The sequence below is a fragment of the Mesorhizobium sp. STM 4661 genome (assembly GCF_000359125.1).
Taxonomy (GTDB): domain Bacteria; phylum Pseudomonadota; class Alphaproteobacteria; order Rhizobiales; family Rhizobiaceae; genus Mesorhizobium.
The window spans coordinates 59,848-79,792 of sequence record NZ_CAAF010000056.1 but is presented as its reverse complement, the minus strand read 5'-3'; the positions used below and the strand labels follow the sequence as shown (position 1 = coordinate 79,792).

17 protein-coding genes, 2 pseudogenes and 1 riboswitch are annotated in these 19,945 nt (G+C 61.1%); of the genes and pseudogenes, 3 read left to right on the top strand and 16 right to left on the bottom strand.

The window, feature by feature from the left end; all coding sequences use genetic code 11:
- The first annotated feature begins 166 nt into the window (after positions 1-166).
- Positions 167-1,252, top strand: a complete 1,086-nt coding sequence (locus MESS4_RS18510; protein WP_036241570.1) for a cytochrome-c peroxidase — start codon at positions 167-169, stop codon at positions 1,250-1,252.
- Positions 1,253-1,619: 367 nt separating this feature from the next.
- Here the strand turns inward: MESS4_RS18510 and MESS4_RS34000 are convergent, their stop codons facing one another.
- Positions 1,620-1,790: a hypothetical protein gene (locus MESS4_RS34000; RefSeq protein WP_198292772.1), complete on the bottom strand. Its 171-nt coding sequence runs from the start codon at positions 1,788-1,790 to the stop codon at positions 1,620-1,622.
- An 88-nt stretch (positions 1,791-1,878) separates the two neighbouring features.
- Between MESS4_RS34000 and MESS4_RS18500 the strand changes: the two genes are divergently transcribed.
- Positions 1,879-2,562, top strand: a complete 684-nt coding sequence (locus MESS4_RS18500; protein ID WP_006333971.1) for a transposase — start codon at positions 1,879-1,881, stop codon at positions 2,560-2,562.
- A gap of 138 nt (positions 2,563-2,700) precedes the next feature.
- A riboswitch (TPP riboswitch) is annotated at positions 2,701-2,817 on the bottom strand.
- 530 nt (positions 2,818-3,347) lie between these two features.
- On the opposite strand, the gene MESS4_RS18495 is transcribed toward MESS4_RS18500, so the two are convergent.
- The 4 genes and pseudogenes from MESS4_RS18495 to groES form a co-directional block, all read right to left on the bottom strand.
- Positions 3,348-4,841, bottom strand: a complete 1,494-nt coding sequence (locus tag MESS4_RS18495) for an NAD-dependent succinate-semialdehyde dehydrogenase (protein WP_006333969.1) — start codon at positions 4,839-4,841, stop codon at positions 3,348-3,350.
- 311 nt (positions 4,842-5,152) lie between these two features.
- Positions 5,153-5,287, bottom strand: a pseudogene (locus MESS4_RS33605) (6-carboxytetrahydropterin synthase); the annotation flags it as partial.
- A gap of 105 nt (positions 5,288-5,392) precedes the next feature.
- Positions 5,393-7,051: a chaperonin GroEL gene (gene groL / locus MESS4_RS18490; protein ID WP_006333967.1), complete on the bottom strand. Its 1,659-nt coding sequence runs from the start codon at positions 7,049-7,051 to the stop codon at positions 5,393-5,395.
- Between the two features lie 65 nt (positions 7,052-7,116).
- The gene (gene groES, locus MESS4_RS18485; protein ID WP_006333965.1) at positions 7,117-7,413 is read right to left on the bottom strand and encodes a co-chaperone GroES; all 297 of its coding nucleotides are present in this window, start codon (positions 7,411-7,413) and stop codon (positions 7,117-7,119) included.
- Between the two features lie 929 nt (positions 7,414-8,342).
- Here groES and MESS4_RS32410 point away from each other — a divergent pair.
- A pseudogene (locus MESS4_RS32410) lies at positions 8,343-8,486 on the top strand (acyltransferase); the annotation flags it as partial.
- Positions 8,487-9,426: 940 nt separating this feature from the next.
- Here MESS4_RS32410 and panD read toward each other — a convergent pair.
- The 11 genes from panD to MESS4_RS18430 form a co-directional block, all read right to left on the bottom strand.
- Complete coding sequence (panD, locus tag MESS4_RS18480) at positions 9,427-9,879, bottom strand: aspartate 1-decarboxylase (RefSeq protein ID WP_006333949.1); 453 nt, start codon at positions 9,877-9,879, stop codon at positions 9,427-9,429.
- 58 nt (positions 9,880-9,937) lie between these two features.
- Positions 9,938-10,921, bottom strand: a complete 984-nt coding sequence (locus MESS4_RS18475; protein WP_006333947.1) for a beta-ketoacyl-ACP synthase III — start codon at positions 10,919-10,921, stop codon at positions 9,938-9,940.
- Complete coding sequence (locus MESS4_RS18470; protein WP_006333934.1) at positions 10,918-12,183, bottom strand: adenosylmethionine--8-amino-7-oxononanoate transaminase; 1,266 nt, start codon at positions 12,181-12,183, stop codon at positions 10,918-10,920. Before MESS4_RS18470 ends, MESS4_RS18475 begins: the two co-directional genes overlap by 4 nt.
- Positions 12,183-12,818, bottom strand: a complete 636-nt coding sequence (gene bioD, locus MESS4_RS18465) for a dethiobiotin synthase (RefSeq protein ID WP_036241602.1) — start codon at positions 12,816-12,818, stop codon at positions 12,183-12,185. The genes MESS4_RS18470 and bioD overlap by 1 nt, the downstream gene beginning before the upstream one ends.
- Before the next feature lie 11 nt (positions 12,819-12,829).
- A complete protein-coding gene (locus tag MESS4_RS18460) occupies positions 12,830-13,969 on the bottom strand; it encodes an 8-amino-7-oxononanoate synthase (RefSeq protein WP_006333932.1) in 1,140 nt (379 codons plus the stop codon).
- Entirely contained in the window at positions 13,966-14,961 is a 996-nt protein-coding gene (bioB, locus tag MESS4_RS18455) for a biotin synthase BioB (RefSeq protein ID WP_006333931.1), read from the bottom strand. Before bioB ends, MESS4_RS18460 begins: the two co-directional genes overlap by 4 nt.
- Positions 14,962-15,106: 145 nt before the next feature.
- Positions 15,107-15,454 carry a hypothetical protein gene (locus tag MESS4_RS18450; RefSeq protein WP_006333930.1) on the bottom strand — a complete coding sequence of 116 codons (348 nt, stop codon included), beginning with the start codon at positions 15,452-15,454 and terminating at the stop codon, positions 15,107-15,109.
- Between the two features lie 10 nt (positions 15,455-15,464).
- Positions 15,465-16,346, bottom strand: coding sequence for a carboxylating nicotinate-nucleotide diphosphorylase (nadC, locus tag MESS4_RS18445; RefSeq protein WP_006333929.1), 882 nt, complete (start codon positions 16,344-16,346; stop codon positions 15,465-15,467).
- A 1-nt stretch (position 16,347) separates the two neighbouring features.
- Positions 16,348-17,889 (bottom strand): L-aspartate oxidase, encoded by a 1,542-nt coding sequence (locus tag MESS4_RS18440; protein WP_006333928.1) that lies wholly within the window; start codon positions 17,887-17,889, stop codon positions 16,348-16,350.
- Entirely contained in the window at positions 17,886-18,860 is a 975-nt protein-coding gene (gene nadA, locus MESS4_RS18435; protein WP_006333927.1) for a quinolinate synthase NadA, read from the bottom strand. The genes MESS4_RS18440 and nadA overlap by 4 nt, the downstream gene beginning before the upstream one ends.
- Positions 18,861-18,924: 64 nt before the next feature.
- Positions 18,925-19,884: a hypothetical protein gene (locus MESS4_RS18430; protein ID WP_006333926.1), complete on the bottom strand. Its 960-nt coding sequence runs from the start codon at positions 19,882-19,884 to the stop codon at positions 18,925-18,927.
- Positions 19,885-19,945: the final 61 nt, after the last annotated feature.

The following is a 19,945-nucleotide window of genomic DNA, read 5'->3' as shown; positions in this document are numbered from 1 at the left end:
ATGCTTCTCGAGAGGCGACAGGAGATACCGACTGGGCGTTCATCGTGGGTGACATCGCGCGCAATGCAACGAAGGAAGACAATATGTCAGGTCCGCGTCAGATTCGATTTTATGCAAAGAGGATTGCCGCCTTTAGCGCAAGGCGTTCACGAACCGCATATCAACAATGGCTTCCGTGCAAAACGCAGGGAGATCACTTGTGAAAATCCTATTCGCTACGGTGGCTGTCGCGTTGCCGGCCATCGCTTTTGCTGCGCAAACGATCCCCGTATACCTCAGAGAAACGGCACGGGCCACCTTCAAGGCTCTACCGTCCATCACGCCGACAGTCGCCAACAACCCGATCACACCGGAGAAGATAGCCCTGGGCAAGGCAATGTTCTTCGATCCACGCGTCTCGGCGTCAGGCGTCTTGTCGTGCAACTCGTGCCACAACTTGGCCACCGGGGGCGACGACAATCATGAAAGCTCGATCGGCCATGGTTGGCAGAAGGGACCGCGCAACGCGCCGACGGTACTGAACGCTGTCTTCAACATCGCGCAGTTCTGGGATGGTCGTGCTGAAGACCTGAAGGCTCAGGCCAAGGCACCGATCCAAGCCGCTGTCGAAATGGCCAACACACCAGGTCAACTCATCGCCACGCTCAAGTCGATGCCGAAATATGTCGAGTGGTTCAATTCAGCTTTCCCGGGCGAAGCCGATCGCGTCACCTTCGAAAACGTCGCCAGGGCAATCGAAGCCTTTGAGGCGACACTGGTCACACCGGCGCCCTTCGATGCCTTCCTCAACGGCGATGACGCCGCTATGACTTCCGAACAGAAACAGGGCCTGACGCTTTTCATGGACAAAGGCTGCTCGTCCTGCCACGGCGGTATCAACGTGGGTGGGGAGGGCTATTCCCCATTCGGCCTCGTTGAAAAGCCCAGCACCGATGTCCTGCCGGAAAACGACAAAGGCCGATTTGCCGTCACCCATGAAGCCGACGATTCATATGTTTTCCGCGTGGCGCCGTTGCGCAACGTAGCACTCACCGCGCCATACTTTCATTCGGGCAAGGTTTGGGATCTGAAACAGGCCGTCGCCATTATGGGGACCACCCAGCTCGGCCAAGAATTGACGGAAAAAGAAGTCGACCTGCTCGTTGCCTTCCTTAATTCGCTGACCGGAAAAGTACCGGAGGTCGCCTATCCCGTCTTACCCGCCGAAACGCTGACAACGCCTCGACCTGTATTGCATATCCTCCCGCAATGATTGGCCGGAGCTGGCTAGCGAAGGTCGCAATCACGGATGATTGCGACCTTCACTGGGACGAGACGATCATGACTTCCGGCGAGGCCTATCCAACTGGAAAGCTAGGGGGACTTTCATTTCCGAATTCAATTGAAACGCTAAATGAAAACCTGACCCGTCGACGCCCGCTTGCGTCACGACAGCATGACCCGCCTTGCCGGCCACGTCGATCAGACGCTCCGACTAGCCGACTGTGTCGTGATGTGTCGTTACATGAACCCCCTACCCCCGCTTTAGATTCGCTGACAAGCTCGCAACCACCTGATCGAGCTATCGCGGACAATATTCCGCGAGCCGCTGGCGTGCGCCCAGCAGAAACCGGATGCCTTCAGATCCACCCCTTCAAAACGTGCTCGATGGCGTTGCGACGCGCGAGCCGCTGTTCCAGCTCTGCAAACGCATCGATATGAAAACAAAGCTGCGGCCAGCCAGCGACGTGGCCCGAGCATTTGTCAATGCACACCGCAAGTGCCGCTTGCTCTCGGGCTATCTCATCCATATAGCTCGGCGCAACAGAGGAAGCGCCAGTTGTTCAGTCATCGTCAGCCGCGACCTCCTGTGCAATTCGTTCTAACAAGGAAGAAACTATGAGGCGGCAGACCCGACCGTTCACTGTGGAGGTCAAACAAAAGCGCAATTATCAAAAACGGGGCCATTCCATCTGGAGCGATGTCGATCTCTCTGCGGCTATAGCCGACACAACAAGGGAGCTCAAAGATATGGATCTGCCAAATCGTCGGCTGATTGACTCTAATGTCATAGCCCTTGATGCTGAACACGCGCACAAACCGCGAGCGGAGTATCTCATGGCAAATCCCCTAGACGCTGAATCAGTAGAAGCTGCAACCGAACACGCTCCCAAAGGAAGGACGCCTGAAACGAAGAAGAAAACCCCACCTTCGCGGAAGGCCAAGACTGAGCCTGGTCGCAAGAATGGCGCCAATACGGCGTCCCCGGCGGAAGCAACAGCAACAGCAGCGGCCGTGCGGAGCGCCCGGAAGGTCTACTCCGGAAAAGAGCGCGCCCAAATGCTCGCTCAGGTCGAGACGTCGATCAGCGGCGGCACCACTCTCAAGAGCGCCGTAAAGCAGGCGGGTATATCGGAACAGACCTATTATCACTGGAAGAAGGCCGCGGCGCCTAGATCCGATGGTGACGATCTCAAGGCCCTGGTCGCCCTCGAGAAAGAAAACAAGCGATTGAAGAGCCTGCTCGCGGAACGCCTGCGCACAGAGAACGCGGAACTGAAGAGGAAGCTAGGGCTGCAATAAGGCTTCAGAAGATGCCGCCATTCGACCAGACGGTAGAACTGTGATCGAAGGCTCGCCGGCTGTCGGATGGACGGAGATTTTGCGCACCGCGAGGCGGGCACTTCGGCCTGCCTACTTACAAGGTTTTCGGGCATGGGACGCGCAACGCTGGCACCGTCCCTACGCCAGCATGAACTGAATCAGGTTCAATGGGTCATTGCGCCGCGAAAGCCAGCAGTATCTCAGCCCCTTGCCGGGACTCCCCTAGTGAATGCGTCAAATCGAGCGGACGATCTGCCATCTTGTTAAGCGCATTCGGCTCGCGGCGGTCATCGGCGGCCGGTCGAACCCGAGGGACGCTCGCGCATGTGTCGGCGACAAACCAAGGTCCGGAAACAATGGGCGGATTAAGGGCACCGCCGTGCCGTCGGACTAAAGATCAATCCTTATGATGATCACGCCTTCAACCGCCACCAAAGGTTTGCCCGTAGATCGCCTCGATCCGCCGTGCCTCGTCATTGGTCAGCGCGGCGAATTCCTTATTGCAAGCACGGCTCGACAGGTGGCGAGCACGCCCCTGTGCTCGTTGATCTGGTCCAGTATCGCGGCCGAGACAGGAAAAACCACTCCCGGCGGATTGAAGCGGTACATGGCAAGCACGTGTCAATCAGGGATCGGTGAATGCGGCCGAAGGCAAGGATGACAGCATCAAGGTTTTACGCTGGGCCTTGATCGAAGGCCACCATTCCATCGATGGCCGCGGCGGATTGTCAGGGCGAAGTCAATGGGACGCGGATGCTGTGGGATTATAGCCCACCCATGCACAGGTACTTCATTTCGAGATAATCCTCGAGGCCGTGGCGCGACCCCTCACGACCGATCCCTGATTGCTTCATTCCGCCAAAGGGTGCAGCCTCGGATGACATGCGTCCCGTATTGATGCCGACCATTCCGTATTCGAGGGCTTCAGCCACGCGCCACACGCGCTTTAGATTGGAAGCGTAGAAGTAGGCTGCAAGACCGTAAATCGTGTCATTCGCCTCGCGCACCACCTGGTCGGGATCGTTGAAGCGGATTATGGGAGCCAGCGGTCCGAAGGTTTCTTCCTGAGCGACCCGCATTGTCCTTTCGACGTCGGTGATCACCGTGGGCTCGAAGAAGGTTCCCGATTCGCCGATACGGTTGCCACCGCAACGGATCTTCCCACCCTGCCGCACAGCATCGCGAATATGATCTTCAATCTTTGCAAGCGCGCACTTATCGATCAGGGGACCGATCGCGACTTCTGGCTCGAAACCGTCACCGACGCGCAATGCACTGACGCGCTTGGTGAATTTGTCGCAGAATTCATTATACACGCTGGACTGTACGTAAAGCCGATTGGCTGAAACGCAGGTCTGGCCTGCATTCCGAAACTTTGCCTGTAGCGCACCATCGACGGCAGCGTCGACGTCTGCATCATCAAAAACAATGAAAGGAGCGTTACCACCAAGTTCGAAGCTGGTTCTTTTGATCTGATCCGAGCACTGCCTCATGAGCAGCCGCCCGACCTCGGTCGACCCAGTGAAGCTGATCTTGCGGACCTTCGGGTTCGAGCAAAGTTCACGCCCAACCGCATCGCCTTCCGATGCGTAGATCAAGTTTAGAACGCCATCGGGAAAACCTGCCATCCGGGCAAGCGTGAACATAGCACCCGCGACAAGCGGTGTTTGCTCCGCGGGTTTCAGAACAATCGCGCACCCGGCGGCAAGCGCAGGCGAAATCTTGCGAGCCACCATCGAGGCGGGAAAATTCCAAGGAGTAATGGCGCCGACAACACCGATCGGCTGTTTGATTACCAGCATACGCCTGTCGTTAGAAGGCGGCGAAATCGTCTCGCCATAGATGCGATTGGCCTCCTCGGCATACCATTGGAGGTAGGCTGCGGCATGGGCGATTTCAGACTTCGCCTCTGCAAGCGGCTTACCCATTTCAGCCGTCAAAATGGCTGCAAGATCCTCGCTGTGGTCGAGGATCAGTTGGTGCCATTCCCATAAGATGTCGGAGCGCTCGCGCGCGGTGAGCGCCGCCCAATGTTCCTGCGCAGCTTCAGCCTTATCGATTGCCTTGGAAACGTCCCGGACATCCATATCTGGAAGCTCAGCCAACAGCTCGCCCGTTGAGGGATTGAACACCGAAAAACGCCTCGTGGATTGCTCCGCCTTCCGACCAGGCACACCGGCCAGATCGCCAAATAGCTCGGGATTTTTGAGACGTCTCGTCAGCGACTGTGTCACGGTCAAACCGTCGTCCCCCTTCATGGTTAAGTTACTAGCTTCGCAACGTACTAATAAGCACACCTTGTGCCAGATGATCGGACGAGATCGTTCCGGCCCTCCGTCATTGCAAGCGCAGCTTCCCGACTGATTAGCCCATAGCAATGACAGCCTCAATCACGAGTCGCGCTAAGGCTTTCGCTCCATAACAGGCAAGCGCGCGGATAGAGCTCGTGAAGAGCTGGCATAGGCGGAGTCGATCATCGAAATCGCCGACGTTGGCAACAGCACTGCGGTATCATTCTTTGAGCGGCTTCCACGGCCGCTCGTATCAGGCATATCGAAAACCGACCGCCATGGTCGAACGTGCCATCGATGTAGTGGCTTGAGCGCTGCTAAGTCTTGATAGTCGCGCACAAAGCCATGTTTGTTCAGTTCGCCACCCGAAAGCTCCACTGCGACGATGTAGTGTGGCCGTGTAGGCGCGCGCACTACAATATCACGCGAGCCCAACCTTTTCCGACCGGCTCCGTCCCAAAAAAAGGGGGCGGCGTCGCTGCCGCCCTCTCGGTATCCGAAAGCTGATAGAGGCTAGATTAGAAGTCCATGCCGCCCATGCCGCCCATGCCGCCGCCGCCCATGCCGCCAGGCATGCCGCCGCCGCCAGCCGACTCCTTCTTCGGAGCCTCCGCGATCATGGCTTCGGTGGTGACCAGCAGGCCGGCGACCGAGGCCGCGTCCTGGAGAGCCGTGCGCACGACCTTGACCGGATCGACGATGCCCATGGCGATCATGTCGCCATATTCGCCGGTCTGGGCGTTGAAACCGAAGGTCGCGCCCTTGTTCTCAAGGATCTTGCCGGCAACGATCGAGGCTTCCGCACCGGCGTTGGCCGCGATCTGGCGGGCCGGAGCCTGCAGCGCACGACGCACGATGCTGATGCCAGCGGTCTGGTCGGAGTTTGCGCCGACAGCGTTGATGCTCAGCGAAGCGCGCAGCAGGGCAACGCCGCCGCCGGGAACGATGCCTTCTTCCACGGCCGCGCGTGTCGCGTTCAGCGCATCGTCAACGCGGTCCTTCTTTTCCTTGACTTCGACTTCCGTCGCACCGCCGACGCGGATCACCGCAACGCCGCCCGCCAGCTTGGCGAGACGTTCCTGCAGCTTCTCCTTGTCGTAGTCCGAGGTGGTCTCTTCGATCTGCTGCTTGATCTGGGCGACGCGGCCCTGGATCTCTTCCTTCTTGCCGGCGCCGTCGACGATGGTGGTGTTCTCCTTGGAGATCGACACCTTCTTGGCGCGGCCGAGCATGTTGAGGCCGACGTTCTCGAGCTTGATGCCGAGGTCTTCGGAGATGACCTGGCCACCGGTGAGGATGGCGATGTCTTCCAGCATGGCCTTGCGGCGATCACCGAAGCCCGGCGCCTTGACGGCGGCGATCTTCAGGCCGCCACGCAGCTTGTTGACGACCAGCGTGGCCAGAGCCTCGCCTTCGACGTCTTCCGAGATGATGAGCAGCGGCTTCGAGGTCTGCACGACGGCTTCGAGAACCGGCAGCATGGCCTGCAGGTTGGAGAGCTTCTTCTCGTGCAGCAGGATGTAGACGTCCTCGAGATCGGCAACCATCTTGTCGGCGTTGGTGACGAAGTAGGGCGAGAGGTAGCCGCGGTCGAACTGCATGCCTTCGACGACTTCGAGTTCGGTCTCGGCAGTCTTGGCTTCCTCGACCGTGATGACGCCTTCGTTGCCGACCTTCTGCATCGCTTCCGCGATCATCTTGCCGACCGACTCGTCGCCATTGCCGGCGATCGTGCCGACCTGGGCAACCTCTTCCGAGGTCTTGATCTTCTTGGCGTTCTTGATCAGCGTCGCGACGACGTCGGTCACGGCAAGATCGATGCCGCGCTTCAGGTCCATCGGGTTCATGCCGGCGGCAACCGCCTTGTGGCCTTCCTGGACGATCGATTGCGCCAGAACGGTCGCGGTCGTGGTGCCGTCGCCGGCGATGTCGTTGGTCTTCGAAGCGACTTCGCGGACCATCTGTGCGCCCATGTTTTCGAACTTGTCTTCAAGCTCGATTTCCTTGGCGACGGTGACGCCGTCCTTGGTGATGCGCGGGGCGCCGAACGACTTGTCGATAACGACGTTGCGGCCCTTGGGGCCGAGCGTCACCTTCACCGCGTCGGCGAGGATGTTGACACCGCGCAGCATGCGCTCGCGGGCGTCACGGGAGAATTTTACGTCTTTGGCAGCCATTTTGTACTCCTGGGCATTTCGCCCGAAATTCAGATTGGATGGTACGGATGAAAGGCAGCGGCGTGTTAGCCGATGATGCCCATGATGTCGGCTTCCTTCATGATCAGAAGGTCTTCGCCATTGAGCTTGACTTCGGTGCCCGACCACTTGCCGAACAGGATACGGTCGCCAGCCTTGACGTCCAGGGGCACGAGCTTGCCAGCTTCGTCGCGGGCGCCCGAGCCGACGGCGATGATCTCGCCTTCCTGCGGCTTTTCCTTTGCCGTGTCGGGGATGATGATCCCGCCGGCGGTCTTGGATTCGGATTCGACCCGGCGAACGACCACGCGGTCATGAAGCGGGCGGAACTTCGACTTTGCCATTTTTTCTTCCTCGATGAGAACGGTGAGAAAAGCGTCCGGCGACGCCGGATAACTTACAAAGCTCGGCTATGCCGGCCTGCGGTTAGCACTCACCAAGGGCGAGCGCTAACAATGCGACGAGATAAGCCCTAGGCTGGGGCTAGTCAAGACAAGAGGGTGGGCGATCACGATTTTCCGGACGATGCAGCCCTGAAAGAGTCGAGCCAATCGATGGTGTTCGGAGGCTCGACCCACAGGATGAATCCACCCTGCGGATCGGTAACCATTGTGCCTTCCGCGATCTGCCAGCGCGCTTCGTCGCACCGTAGAGAGCGAGGTGAGGGGCTGAGCATTTGGTAGCGCCGAGACGTGCCGAGCTTTTGCGTGGAGTGGCCATGCGGGATGTCTCCTTTAGCATCATCTCCCGCACCAGAGGCTTGCCCGTTCATAGGACTGTATTTCTATCCACAGGGTGGATGCATCTCATCGAAACAAACGATTTTATCAATCTTCCGGAATCTCGCGTTTGACGTCAGCACCTCACACGCCCTGATCGCCCGCTCCCTTATCGTGTGACGACTGCGAAAAAGAGCCCGAAAGGAGAAGACTTTTCCATGAGCTCAGACGTGCGATGGAAGTTGCCCCGGGAAAATGAGTTGCGGTTGGATGCCAACGCCTCAGACCAACCGGAACTCATCCGGTCTCTATAATCCGATTGCTGTTGGTGAGTGGCACAAGCCTGGCTAGGGGTGATTTTCGCGACGTGACTGGCAGAGGTATGGCGCCCGCGCCCGCGTCAAAAGGCATTGCTATAGAAAGGAACAGAATGGCTGATCAACTCGCAACGGAAATCATTGCCACGATCAAGAACCGCGTCGAATCGGAGAGCGGCGAGAGTGTGTCCACCATCGGCGAAATAACGACTGCCACGGAACTGACCTCGCTCGAGTGTCCGGTCCACTCTCGCAGATGTGTATCTCGACCTGCCGCCCACGCGCGTCGAGGATGTGCTCGTCGTGGTTGTGCCGATTGGACGCTCGATGAGCGAGTGGCCATCCGGCACCCTGATCGTTCGGAACGGTCCGGAGCTATGAAACATCTTGAAGTGCCGGGTGATCGCGCTGAGGCACCAGAGCGGCAGATTTTTTGCAGAGGTACTCGGACTGAATACGCGTTCCCATTCACGTTAGCTGTGGATAACAAGGCTGAATTAACATGCAAAATCTGCGCATCTAAATCGATTTGAGCACTCACGGACGTTGCGGACCAGAATCGCCGTCACCCTGAAATCGACAAGGCATCGGCTATCCCAAAATCGGGGCTTGACGTTACGTAAGGTCCTATGTTTTCCGATGTGCGGGAACGACTTCCAGTCTCAGCCCAAGGGCGACGAAAATGAGGGGCAGCAATGGTGGCTGGCGAACCTAATGACGTGCGGGTCAAGCGTTGTAGTGGGGGGTGGGTTGTTCATATTGTCGAGGACGGCAAACTGACAGTTCTTCGGTTCAAGACACAGTTTCCCGCCGAAAATTACGCCGATGGCCAACGAGCCAGGCTCGGTCTTGCTGCCAAGCCACCGATCGACGAACCTGATATGTAACCGGATCAGGCGTCGGATGGCTGGCGAGCCTTGGCGCCGGCGGGAAACCTTTGCCGAAGGCCCACCTCAATGCTGCTTGCGGCCGTTCGGCTAGCCATATTCGCGATGATGGTTGGCACCGCTGCCGATGCGGAAGACTGTGGCCTGCTTGATCGACACGGCGGCAAAGATCATGAAAAGCCAGGTCGTCAAGGACCCAGCCGCGGCGCTTGAGAAAGCAGAAAGAATTTGCAAGCCGCCACCGCAAGTAACCTGAGACAAGGGTCAGACATGCAAACCGCTGTTCGCGGATCAGCAGCTGCGAGACATTGCGCCATCCCACGAAGGCCCACGGTGCCCAAGGCGCAGTAGGCATCGGCCTTTTTCAGCAACTTCGTCGAGTCTTAGACCAGACGCTCTTCAGTGCCGAGGCTCGCACATCTGCGGAGCGCGGCTCACGCCCCGGAGACCAAGGCTGGAATTGCCAAAGCTTCATTCGCCTCATCAAGGATCGAGAAACTGTAACGGCCGTCTGTGTCAAGATCGACGGAGTAGCTCAGGCGGTCGAGTATGTAGTTATCCTGGTCGAACGTGACGATGCGCGGCTTCAGCGAGGTGATATGCGCTTCGTCCAGGTAGATGGAGTTGCAGACGATAATTGGGTCGTCGGGCTGACAGGTGCGAGCCGCCGCTCCGTTGAGGATGCAGCACCGTGAACCGCGCTCGCCGAGGATGACATAGGTCGAAATCCGCGCACCGGAATTCTTGTTCCATATCTCCACGAATTCCATCGGCAGGATCCCGGCTGCCTCGCAGTGGTCGGGGTCGAGCGTTATCGAACCATGGTAGTTGAGGTTCGCTTCGGTGACGTGGATGCCGTGCAGCTTGCCGGCGACTAGTTTTCGCATTGGTCGTTGTCCCTGTATTCATCGTTCAAGGTCAGTCTTGGCAGTTCGGTTCGCGCGGCTAAATTCCAACGACGAGCGCACCGCCGCTAAGACCCGCACCCGCGGCCGCCAGAAGAACCTTCTCCCCCGGCCGGAACGGCGCCGCCCGATGGGCGAGCGACAGCGAGAGCGGGATCGTCGCGGCGGAAGAGTTGCCATACCCGGCGATCGTCTTGACGATCGCTTCATCGGCGATGCCGAGGTTTCGCCCGACCGCATCGAAAATGCGGGCATTGGCCTGGTGCGGTACGAACCGATCGATGTCCTGCGGCCGCATCCGGGCCGCCGCGAGTGCGTCCTGCGAGCAGGCAGTCATCATCTCAACCGCCTTGGCGAACACTTCGCGGCCGTCGGTGATCGTCATGCGGGTCTGCTCGAGATCGAGGTCGCCATGGAACGGGGTGTTGCTTCCGCCGGCGGGAATCTGGATCAACCCATAGCGCGATCCGTCGGAATTCACCGAAGCGCCGAGAATGCCTCGATCCGGTTTATCGCACGGACCAATCACCACGGCGCCAGCAGCATCGGCAAACAGCACGGCGCTGGCGCGCTCGGCGGGATTGATGCGGCGGCTAAGGATGTTGGCGGCGATGACGAGGCTCACCTTGCCATGCAGCCGGGTGAATCCGTCAGCGAACATCAGCGCATAGATGAAGCCGGCGCAGGCGCCGGTGAGATCGATAGCGCCGGCCCGGCCGAGCCCCAGCCGATGTGCGACCAGCGGCGCACTTGGTGGCAGAAGGTGGTCGGGGGTCGAGGTGGCGAGCAACAGAAGACCGATGTCGCTCCGGTCGATGCCGGCATTCGCCAGCGCCATGTCGCCGGCTTGCGCGGCAAGGCCCGACAGCGTGTCTTCGTCGGTTGCCCAGAAGCGCGAGCGAATGCCGGTGCGCCGCTCGATCCAGCCGGGTTCAAGCCCGAGACGGTCTTCAATTTCCGGGTTCTCGACCTTGCGCGACGGCGCATGATGACCAAACCCGAGGACGCGCGACGATCCGCTCATGGCTTTGTGCCGAAGCGTTCGCCGGCCTCCTCGATGGCGTCATGGAGCCCGTCCAATTCCTCGCCGGTGATGCAATAGGGCGGCAGAAGATAGAGGACGTTGCCGAGCGGGCGCACGAGCATGCCGCGCTCGAGGAAGAATGCGCGCAGCTTTGGCCCAATCTCGGCCAGGTAACCGGCTGAGCCAGTGCGCAGATCGAGGGCCGCGATCGTGCCGGTCGCCCGGCTGTCGGTGAAGTTGGCATTGTCGCGAAAGCGCTGAAGCCCGGCGGCCTGCCTCGCGCTCAGGGCCGCGACCCGCTCGGCCACCGGCTCGTCGTGCCAGATCTCGACATTGGCAAGTGCTGCCGCACAAGCAATCGGATTGGCGGTATAGGAGCTCGAGTGGAAAAACGTCTTCTTGCGGTCCTCGGAATAATGGGCCTGAAAGATGGCATCGGTGGCTAGTGTGGCGGCCAGCGGGATGGCACCGCCGGTCAAGCCCTTCGAGGTGCACAGGATATCAGGAGATATGGACGCCTGCTCGCAGGCGAACATGGTCCCGGTGCGCCCCCAGCCGGTCATCACCTCGTCGGCGATCAGCAGAGTGCCGGAGGTTTCTGCGATCTTCTTCAATTCGGTGAGAACCGAGGCCGGATACATCAGCATGCCGCCGGCGCCAAGCACCAGCGGCTCGACGATCAGCGCGGCCGCGCGCCGGTCGCGGGAAACTGCCTCGAACCGATCCAGCGTCTCCTGCTCTCGCCCGGCGGCCGGAAACGGGATGGTGTCGACCTCGAACAGCAAAGGCTCGTAGGCGGCGTTGAACACGCCGCGGGCGCCGACGCTCATCGTGCCGATCGTGTCGCCATGATAGCTGTGCTCCATTACGGCGATGCGCGAGCGCGGCGCGCCGATGTTGCGGAAATAGCCGAGCGCCATCTTCAATGCGACTTCGACTGAGGTCGAGCCGCTGTCGGAATAGAACACCCGGTCGAGGCCTGCGGGCGCGAGGCCGACAAGCGCCTCGGCCAGGCGTTCGGCCGGCTCGTGGGTGAAGCCGGCGAAGATGATCTGGTCGAGGCTCGACGCGGTCGCCTCGATGGCCTTCATGATGCGGGGATGGCGGTGGCCATGGGTGACGACCCACCAGGAGGAAATCGCGTCCAGGATGCGAGCGCCGTCGGCCTTGTGGAGATAGGCGCCTTCCGTCAGCACGATTTCAGGGATCGCCGGCTCGAGCGCGTGCTGTGTGAACGGATGCCAGACTCGGGACTGCGCCATCATTCGCCTCCGGCAATCAGGGCAAGGTCAAAGCTGGCAGCCATCGCGTCTGTCAGGGTTTCGCTCGTCAGCGGATCGAGCAGCGGCAGTCTGCCGAGCTGTGGCACGCCGCTGAATTCCACGATTGTCCTTTGCGTATCGGCCACCTCCTCGCCAATGAAGGCGAGGCCGATGAGCGGGATGGAGCGAGCCCGCAGCGCCTCGATCGACAACAGGGTGTGATTGATGGTGCCGAGCGCGGTGCGCGCGCAAAGGATGACCGGCAGTTGCCATTCCCGGAAAATATCGATGAACCTTGTCTGTCGATTGAGCGGCACCATCAGGCCGCCGGCGCCTTCGATGATGAGCGGACCCGGTAGGACTGGAAGCGAGAGTTTTGCCACGTCTATCGCGACGCCGTCGAGTTCGGCTGAACGATGCGGCGATAGCGGCTCCTTCAGGCGATACACTTCGGGCAGCACGCGCCCCGGCGGAAGGCCGGCAAGCCGCGCAACAACCTCGCTGTCGGTCTCGCCGTCGAGGCCCGACTGCACCGGCTTCCAGTAGAAGCCGTCGAGGAAGCCGGCCAATCCCGCCGAAAACACCGTCTTGCCGATTCCGGTATCTGTTCCGGTGATGACGATGCGCTTGGTCATGTCGCCTCCGATCATGTTTGGGCCAACACCTCAACGAGCGCCTCGACCATCGCTGAAATGTCGGCTTCGTCGACGTTGAGCGTCAGCGAAATGCGCAGTCGCGATGTGCCCTCGGGCACGGTCGGTGGACGAATGCCGCGAATGTCGAAGCCGCGCGCCTGCAGTGCTGCCGCCACCGCCATGGTGCGCCTGTTATCGCCGATGACAAAGGGCTGGATCTGCGAGTCGCTGGGCTTCACGCCGCAGCGCTCGGCCAATTGGCGGCCCGCGAAGGCAACGCGCTCCTGCAGCTGGACACGACGCTGGGGCTCATCGGACAGCATGGCAATCGCTTCGCGCACTGCCACTGCCATCAGCGGCGATGGCGCGGTGGAATAGATGAATGGCCGGGAGCGGTTGACGAGATAGTCGCACAGCAGTCCAGGCCCGGTGACGAGTGCGCCGGACGCGCCGAGCGCCTTGCCGCATGTGTGAAGTGCGACGATGTTGTCGCGGCCCTCGAAAGCGGCGGCCAGCCCCCGGCCGTCCCGTCCCCAGATGCCGGTGGCATGCGCTTCATCGACGACGAGGAATGCCTCGTGCTGATCGGCAAGCGCGACCAGGCTTTCCAGCGGCGCGCGGTCGCCGTCCATGCTGTAGAGGCTTTCGATCACGATCCAGACGCGCCCGGTGCCGCCTTCGGCGCGCCAGCGCGTGATCGCATCCTCGACGGCATCGACGTCGTTATGCGCGGCGAGCTTGAACTCGGCGCGGCCAGCGCGGGCCCCCTCATGCATGCTGGCATGGGCGAGCTCGTCGAGGACGAGCAGGTCACCCTTCTGCGGCAAGGCGGTCAGGAGGGCGAAGTTGGCGATGTAGCCGCTGCCGAAGAACAGCGCGCGTTCGGCTCCGAAGAACGTCGCCGCGTCTGCCTCCAGTTGCTCATGTTCCGGCGCGTTGCCGCGTAACAGCCGCGATCCGGTCGCGCCGACCGGCGTGCCCTGCGCGATCGCCGCCGCAACCGCGTCGCCAAGCCTCCTCGAGGCGGCGAGGCCGAGATAGTCGTTCGACGAGAAGTCGAGGCCGGCGCGCGACGACAGCGCCCGCAGCCGGTCCTTGCGCGCCAGCCCCTGCAAGGTCGCGTCATAGCGGGCAAGCGGTGCCCCGTTCATTGCGCCTCGAGTTCCATGGGCTCGATTCCGAGGCGCCGGAACAGCAGAGTATCCTTGTCCTCGCCGGGATTGTCCGCCGTCAGCAGCGTATCGCCAACGAAGATCGAGTTGGCGCCGGCAAAAAAGCACAGCGCCTGCATCTCGTCGGTCATAGCGGTGCGGCCGGCGGAAAGACGCACATGCGATTTCGGCATCATGATGCGCGCCAGCGCGATGACGCGCACGAATTCGATCGGCTCGATGGGTTTAGCCTCGGCAAGCGGGGTGCCCTCGATCGGGATAAGCATGTTGATCGGAACGCTTTCGGGATGTTCCGGCAGATTGGCCAGCGTCACCAGCATATCGATCCGGTCCACCGGTTCTTCGCCCATGCCGACAATGCCGCCGCTGCAGACCTTGATGCCGGCTTGGCGAACCTGCTCGAGCGTATCGAGCCGATCGGCAAAGCTGCGGGTCGAGATGATCTCGCTGTAGTAGCGTTCAGACGTATCGATGTTGTGGTTGTAATAGTCGAGACCCGCCTGCTTCAGGCGAGCGGTTTGCTCGAGATCGAGCATGCCGAGCGTCATGCAGGTCTCCATGCCCAGCGCCTTGACGCCTTCGACCATCGCCACCACTGCATCCATGTCGCGCCCCTTCGGGTTTCGCCAGGCCGCGCCCATGCAATAGCGGGTGGCGCCGGCGTCACGCGCCTTGGTCGCCTCTGTGATGACGCGCCTGACCTCCATCAGCTTCGACGCCTTCAGGCCGGTTTCGTGATGGGCCGACTGGCTGCAATAGCCGCAATCCTCCGGACATCCGCCTGTCTTGATGCTGAGAAGCCGGCTGAGCTGGACCTTGTTGGGATCGAAATTCTGGCGGTGCACGGTCTGCGCCTGAAACAGCAGGTCGTTGAACGGCGCGTCGTGGAGCGCTTGGGCTTCCGCTCGCGTCCAAGGGGGAAGCGCCCAACCGATTGGATCCGAGGTCAGGTCTGGGCTGAGTTCGTTCATAAGGTCTTGTTCTCCATAATCTTCCGTCCTTGACCTGGAGCGTTGCAGTGGATGCTGAAGACAAGGCGCATGCCAGCGGGAAGTCTTCTATCGAAACGCGACTGGTGGCGCTCTTGAGCGGACTCTCCAACTGCTGCCCGCAGGCTCAACTCACGTCATCCGTGGGGACTACGGTTTCCGTTATTTTACTCTGAGCACAGGAATGCTCCTTTCTGATCGCGTCGCAGGATTCGGTGAAGGCGACGTCCAGCAGATAACTCAGAAGTTCCAGCCCGTGAGAGGCCGCCAACTGGCGCATCTCGTCGAGTCGGCAGATGATGACGCCAAGGGCTGCGACGCGGCTTTCTGTGCCTTGCTGGTCCGTCCCTCCCGCCTCCGTTGTTGAAGCGTGTCGCCTGGCGCCGAGAAGGCTTGCGTCGGCTGTTGGTGGAACCGGGGACGTGCTGACGCAGGTTAGCCTGCGACCAAAGGAGTTTTTGCGATCCTGGTTCATGTCCTCTCCATCAGTTCAGATGCCTGTTGCAATTTCGGTCGGCCGGCATGTCGAGACCAATGTCGAGGATGGGCGCGCTGTGGGTAAGCCAGCCGACCGATATGAGGTCGACGCCGGTCGCCGCAATTGCCGGGGCGCTCGCCCGCGTTACCCGGCCCGAAGCCTCGGTGATCGCGCGGCCACCGACCATAGCCACAGCCTGCGCAAGGTCCTCGACCGACATGTTGTCGAGGAGCACGGCGTCGACGCCCGCTGTAAGCGCGATCTCCAACTGGTCCAGCCTGTCGACCTCGACCTCGATCTTGACCATGTGACCGATGGCGCTGCGCGCCCGCTCAATTGCGGTGCGGATATCGCCGGCAATGGCGATGTGGTTGTCCTTGATCAGCACGGCGTCGTCGAGCGCGAAGCGGTGATTGGCACCGCCGCCCGCTCGTACCGCATACTTTTCCAGGACACGCAGGCCGGGCGTCGTTTTGCGTGTGCACACGATTTTTGCGTTATGGCCCCTCACCGCGTTTACGAGCGTAGCCGTTGCCGTCGCGATGCCGCTGAGTTTGCATAAGAAATTGAGCGCCGTCCGCTCCGCCGTCAGCAGGCTGCGCGCCGGCCCGTTTACGATCGCGATGGTCTGGCCGGCCGAAACCTTGCCGCCCTCAGGACACCGCAGCTGGATGCTGATCCCGGGATCGACCAGCAGGAAGGCAAACATGACCAAGTCGAGCCCGGCAACAACGCCTGCCTGCCGGGCATTCAACGCCAGCGTCGCTTTGCAATCGGCGGGGATGATCGCATCGCTCGTGATGTCGCCGGCTCTGCCCAGGTCTTCAAGCAGGGCACAACGAACGATGGGCTCCATGATGATCTGGGGAAGTGGTGCAAGTGAAGTCATGTCAACGGCTCCGTTCGGATGCTTGCCATCTGAGCGTGACGGCATTCTCAAAAGCTGTGCAGAGCGTCAGTCGTGAGGGGAGGGCGGCGGCATCGCGCCCGGGGAAATCGGATCGATAGTGGGAGCCGCGGCTCTCCTCGCGCCGAAGGGCGGCGATCGCCATCAACAATGCCACCAGGGCCGGATCGGCCGCGGCCGTCTCGCAAACAGAGATCGGCAGCAGTGTCGCGACCGTGTCTCGCAATGATTTCCCATCCCGAACAATGCCAAGCGCATTGGACACAATCGGGCGAATAGGTGAAGGGTCGGGCCGGATGGGAACAGTTGCCGGAAGCCTAGGCCACTGCCAACCCGCAGCGGTAGCCGCGACGCTTTCAGCCACCCAGGCGGCGGTTGCAACCGCTTCGGTCAGCGAGTTGCTGGCAAGGCGGTTGGCGCCATGCAGTCCTGTGCATGCGACTTCGCCACAGGCCCACAGGCCGCTAACGGAAGTTCGCCCCTCGGCGTCAACGGCCACGCCGCCCATGTGATAGTGAGCAGCGGGTCGCACGGGAATGGGTTCCACCGCCGGATCGATGCCGGCATGCTTGCAAATAGCGTCGATTGCCGGAAAGCGTCTTGCGAATTTCTGCCCGAGACAATGTCGGGCATCGAGATAGACGCCATGCCCGGCTGCGAGCTGATCCGAGATCGCCCGCGCGACCACATCGCGCGATGCGAGTTCTGCCCCGGGCGTGTCTGCCAGGAAGCGATGGCCGTGCTCATCGATCAGCACCGCGCCTTCGCCACGCACTGCTTCGCTGACAAGCGGCATTGGCCGGCGCGCAATGTCGAGGGCCGTCGGGTGGAATTGCACGAATTCGAGATCGGCTAGTTCCGCTCCAGCACAGGCTGCCAGCGCCAGGCCGTGCCCGAATGAGGAGAGCGGATTGGTTGTATCGCAAAACAGGCCGCCTATACCACCGGTCGCCAGCACCACGCGGCGTGTGGGCAATGCGAACACGGCGCCATGCAGGACAGTCAGCAAGCCAACAATGCTGCCCTCTGCGACAACCAAGCGAAGCGCTGTCATGCCTTCCATGATCGTGATCGAACGGGTTCGCCGCGCCACGCCGAGTAGCGCCCGAAACAACTCGCGGCCAGTTGCGTCGCCGGCGGCGTGCACGATGCGGCGACGCGAATGCGCCGCTTCCAGGCCCAGCTGCAGCCTCCCGTCTAGCGAGCGGTCGAAAGGAGTACCAAGACGAATGAGATTCTCGACGGCTTGAGGTGCGGCCTCTACCACCCGCCTGGCCATTTGTTCGTCGCAAAGCCCATCGCCGGCAGCAAGCGTATCGGCGAGGTGCAGGTCGGGGCTGTCGTCCTCCCCCAGACTCGCTGCGAGCCCGCCCTGGGCTAGAATGCTCGAGGCTTCGGTTCCGAGCGAGGTCCTTGACAGAAGGACGACTGGTTGCGGCGCCAAGTGTAGCGCCGTCATGAGCCCGGCGATACCAGCGCCGATGATGACCGGCGCTCCGCCAATGTGATGGATGTCCGCCGTCATACAAAGAGCATGCGTTCCACAGCCCAGCGGGCCCGTTCAGCGACATGAGGATCGATCGTGACGACGTGGCGGTTCTCCTCGAGCGCGGTCCGGATGTTGGCGAGCGTGATGCGCTTCATATGCGGGCACAGATTGCATGGGCGCACGAAATCTACTTCCGGATGCTCGACCGCGACGTTGTCGCTCATGGAACATTCCGTCATCAGCACCACACGCGCCGGCCTATGCCGCGCGACATAGTCGGACATCGCCGCCGTCGAGCCGGCGAAGTCGGCTTCCGCGACCACTTCAGGCGGACATTCGGGATGGGCAAGTACACTGATGCCGGGATGGGCCTCACGCAGCTCGCGGATGTCGGCCGCGGTGAAGCGTTCGTGCACCTCGCAGCGCCCCTTCCAGGCAATGATCTCGACCTTGGTCTGCGCCGCGATGTTCTTCGCCAGATATTCATCGGGCAGCATGATCACACGAGGCGCGCCGAGCGATTTCACCACCGCGAGCGCATTGCCCGAGGTGCAGCAGATGTCGGATTCAGCCTTCACCGCGGCGGAGGTGTTGACGTAGGTCACCACTGGAACGCTCGGATAACGCTGCCGCATCAGGCGCACGTCTTCGGCGGTGATCGACTCGGCCAGCGAACAGCCGGCGCCGAGATCCGGGATGAGCACGGTCTTGTCCGGATTGAGGAGCTTGGCGGTCTCGGCCATAAAATGCACGCCCGCGAGCACGATGATTTCGGCATCGACTGTCATCGCCTTGCGGGCCAGCGCCAGGCTGTCGCCGACGATGTCAGCCACGCAGTGAAAAATCTCCGGCGTCTGGTAGTTATGCGCCAGGATGACCGCATTGCGCTGTCGCTTCAGATTCAGGATTGCGTCGATATCCTCGACGAAGACCGACCACTCGATCGGTGGGATAACGCGCCGAACGCGGTCGTACAGTGAGGCGCTCGAAGGCAGGACGGCACTCATCGAGCCTCCAGTTATAGTCCATCTGATTATAAGATATATATAATCGTTGTGACTATAAGGGGTGTCAAGCCCGTGCGAGCGGTAATTTTGTGCCGGCCACAGGCCTCTCGTCGAGAATAGTATGGTGGAAGCGGTAGAGTTGCGCAGGCCGGCCGCCGGTCTCGGCGGTCGTCGCCCCGGTCTTCTCAACCAGTTCCTGCTGCTCTATGAGCCGGCGAAAGTTCGGCTTGTTGATGAGCCTGCCGGAGAGCGCCTCCACAGTTCGCTGTAGCTGCAAAAGCGTGAAGAGCGGCGGCATCAGTTCGAACACAACAGGCCGGTATTTGATTTTGGAGCGCAGTCGCGCAATAGCCGTTGCCAGAATGCGGCGGTGATCGGCGATCATCGATCTGCCCGGCACCGAAGCGAGGATGGCCGAAACTCCGCCGCGCTTTGCTTCCTCCACCAGGGCGGCTTCGTAGAGCAGCTCGTAGCGCTGCAGCGCGAGTTCTTCGTTCCATGCCCGGCCGTCCAAGGCAAAGGCAACCGCCGCTCTCCGTCGGCGATCGAAGCGCGTCGCGCCGTCGTCCGCGCCGTCCGCCCATTCGATAAGGCGCGGCCGCAATTCTTCCAGCACTATCGGGGGCCTGCCGGACCGATGATCCTCCCACGGGAAATAGTCGTACCAGCTGGCCCAACTGCGCCTGCCCGAGGCGCCCGCATCTTCTTCGCGGGTGAGTGCGAGATAGCTGATCGAGATCACGCGCTGGTTGGCGCCGACCCGATCGCGATCGGCAAAGGTGTAGAGCTGCTCGATATAACCGAGAGGCTGACCGGTCTGCAGTTCCACCCATGCCCTAAGCCCCGACTGGAGCGAACGATGAGCGAGCTCAAACGGGCCCGAGGGAAGAGCGGCCCCCTGTTCGATGGTCAGAACACATGGTCCAGCGTCGTTCACGGCGACCACGACTGCGATCAGGTCGGCGTTGACATTGTTGGTCTTGCCTATGGTTCTGCCTTTCCTTGGTCCTTTGGCCTGATCCATGGTTCCTGAGCCACTTGGGTTAGACCTCCGCGCGAACTGTCTAAACCGATTTAGTTCTGTT

Bases quoted from the DNA above. Each gene is read 5' to 3' on its own strand.
- MESS4_RS18510 (WP_036241570.1), top strand. From the start codon at position 167: ATGGCTTCCGTGCAAAACGCAGGGAGATCACTTGTGAAAATCCTATTC.
- MESS4_RS34000 (WP_198292772.1), bottom strand. From the start codon at position 1,790: ATGGATGAGATAGCCCGAGAGCAAGCGGCACTTGCGGTGTGCATTGAC.
- MESS4_RS18500 (WP_006333971.1), top strand. From the start codon at position 1,879: ATGAGGCGGCAGACCCGACCGTTCACTGTGGAGGTCAAACAAAAGCGC.
- MESS4_RS18495 (WP_006333969.1), bottom strand. From the start codon at position 4,841: ATGAAGGGGGACGACGGTTTGACCGTGACACAGTCGCTGACGAGACGT.
- groL (WP_006333967.1), bottom strand. From the start codon at position 7,051: ATGGCTGCCAAAGACGTAAAATTCTCCCGTGACGCCCGCGAGCGCATG.
- groES (WP_006333965.1), bottom strand. From the start codon at position 7,413: ATGGCAAAGTCGAAGTTCCGCCCGCTTCATGACCGCGTGGTCGTTCGC.
- panD (WP_006333949.1), bottom strand. From the start codon at position 9,879: ATGCGAAAACTAGTCGCCGGCAAGCTGCACGGCATCCACGTCACCGAA.
- MESS4_RS18475 (WP_006333947.1), bottom strand. From the start codon at position 10,921: ATGAGCGGATCGTCGCGCGTCCTCGGGTTTGGTCATCATGCGCCGTCG.
- MESS4_RS18470 (WP_006333934.1), bottom strand. From the start codon at position 12,183: ATGGCGCAGTCCCGAGTCTGGCATCCGTTCACACAGCACGCGCTCGAG.
- bioD (WP_036241602.1), bottom strand. From the start codon at position 12,818: ATGACCAAGCGCATCGTCATCACCGGAACAGATACCGGAATCGGCAAG.
- MESS4_RS18460 (WP_006333932.1), bottom strand. From the start codon at position 13,969: ATGAACGGGGCACCGCTTGCCCGCTATGACGCGACCTTGCAGGGGCTG.
- bioB (WP_006333931.1), bottom strand. From the start codon at position 14,961: ATGAACGAACTCAGCCCAGACCTGACCTCGGATCCAATCGGTTGGGCG.
- MESS4_RS18450 (WP_006333930.1), bottom strand. From the start codon at position 15,454: ATGAACCAGGATCGCAAAAACTCCTTTGGTCGCAGGCTAACCTGCGTC.
- nadC (WP_006333929.1), bottom strand. From the start codon at position 16,346: ATGACTTCACTTGCACCACTTCCCCAGATCATCATGGAGCCCATCGTT.
- MESS4_RS18440 (WP_006333928.1), bottom strand. From the start codon at position 17,889: ATGACGGCGGACATCCATCACATTGGCGGAGCGCCGGTCATCATCGGC.
- nadA (WP_006333927.1), bottom strand. From the start codon at position 18,860: ATGAGTGCCGTCCTGCCTTCGAGCGCCTCACTGTACGACCGCGTTCGG.
- MESS4_RS18430 (WP_006333926.1), bottom strand. From the start codon at position 19,884: ATGGATCAGGCCAAAGGACCAAGGAAAGGCAGAACCATAGGCAAGACC.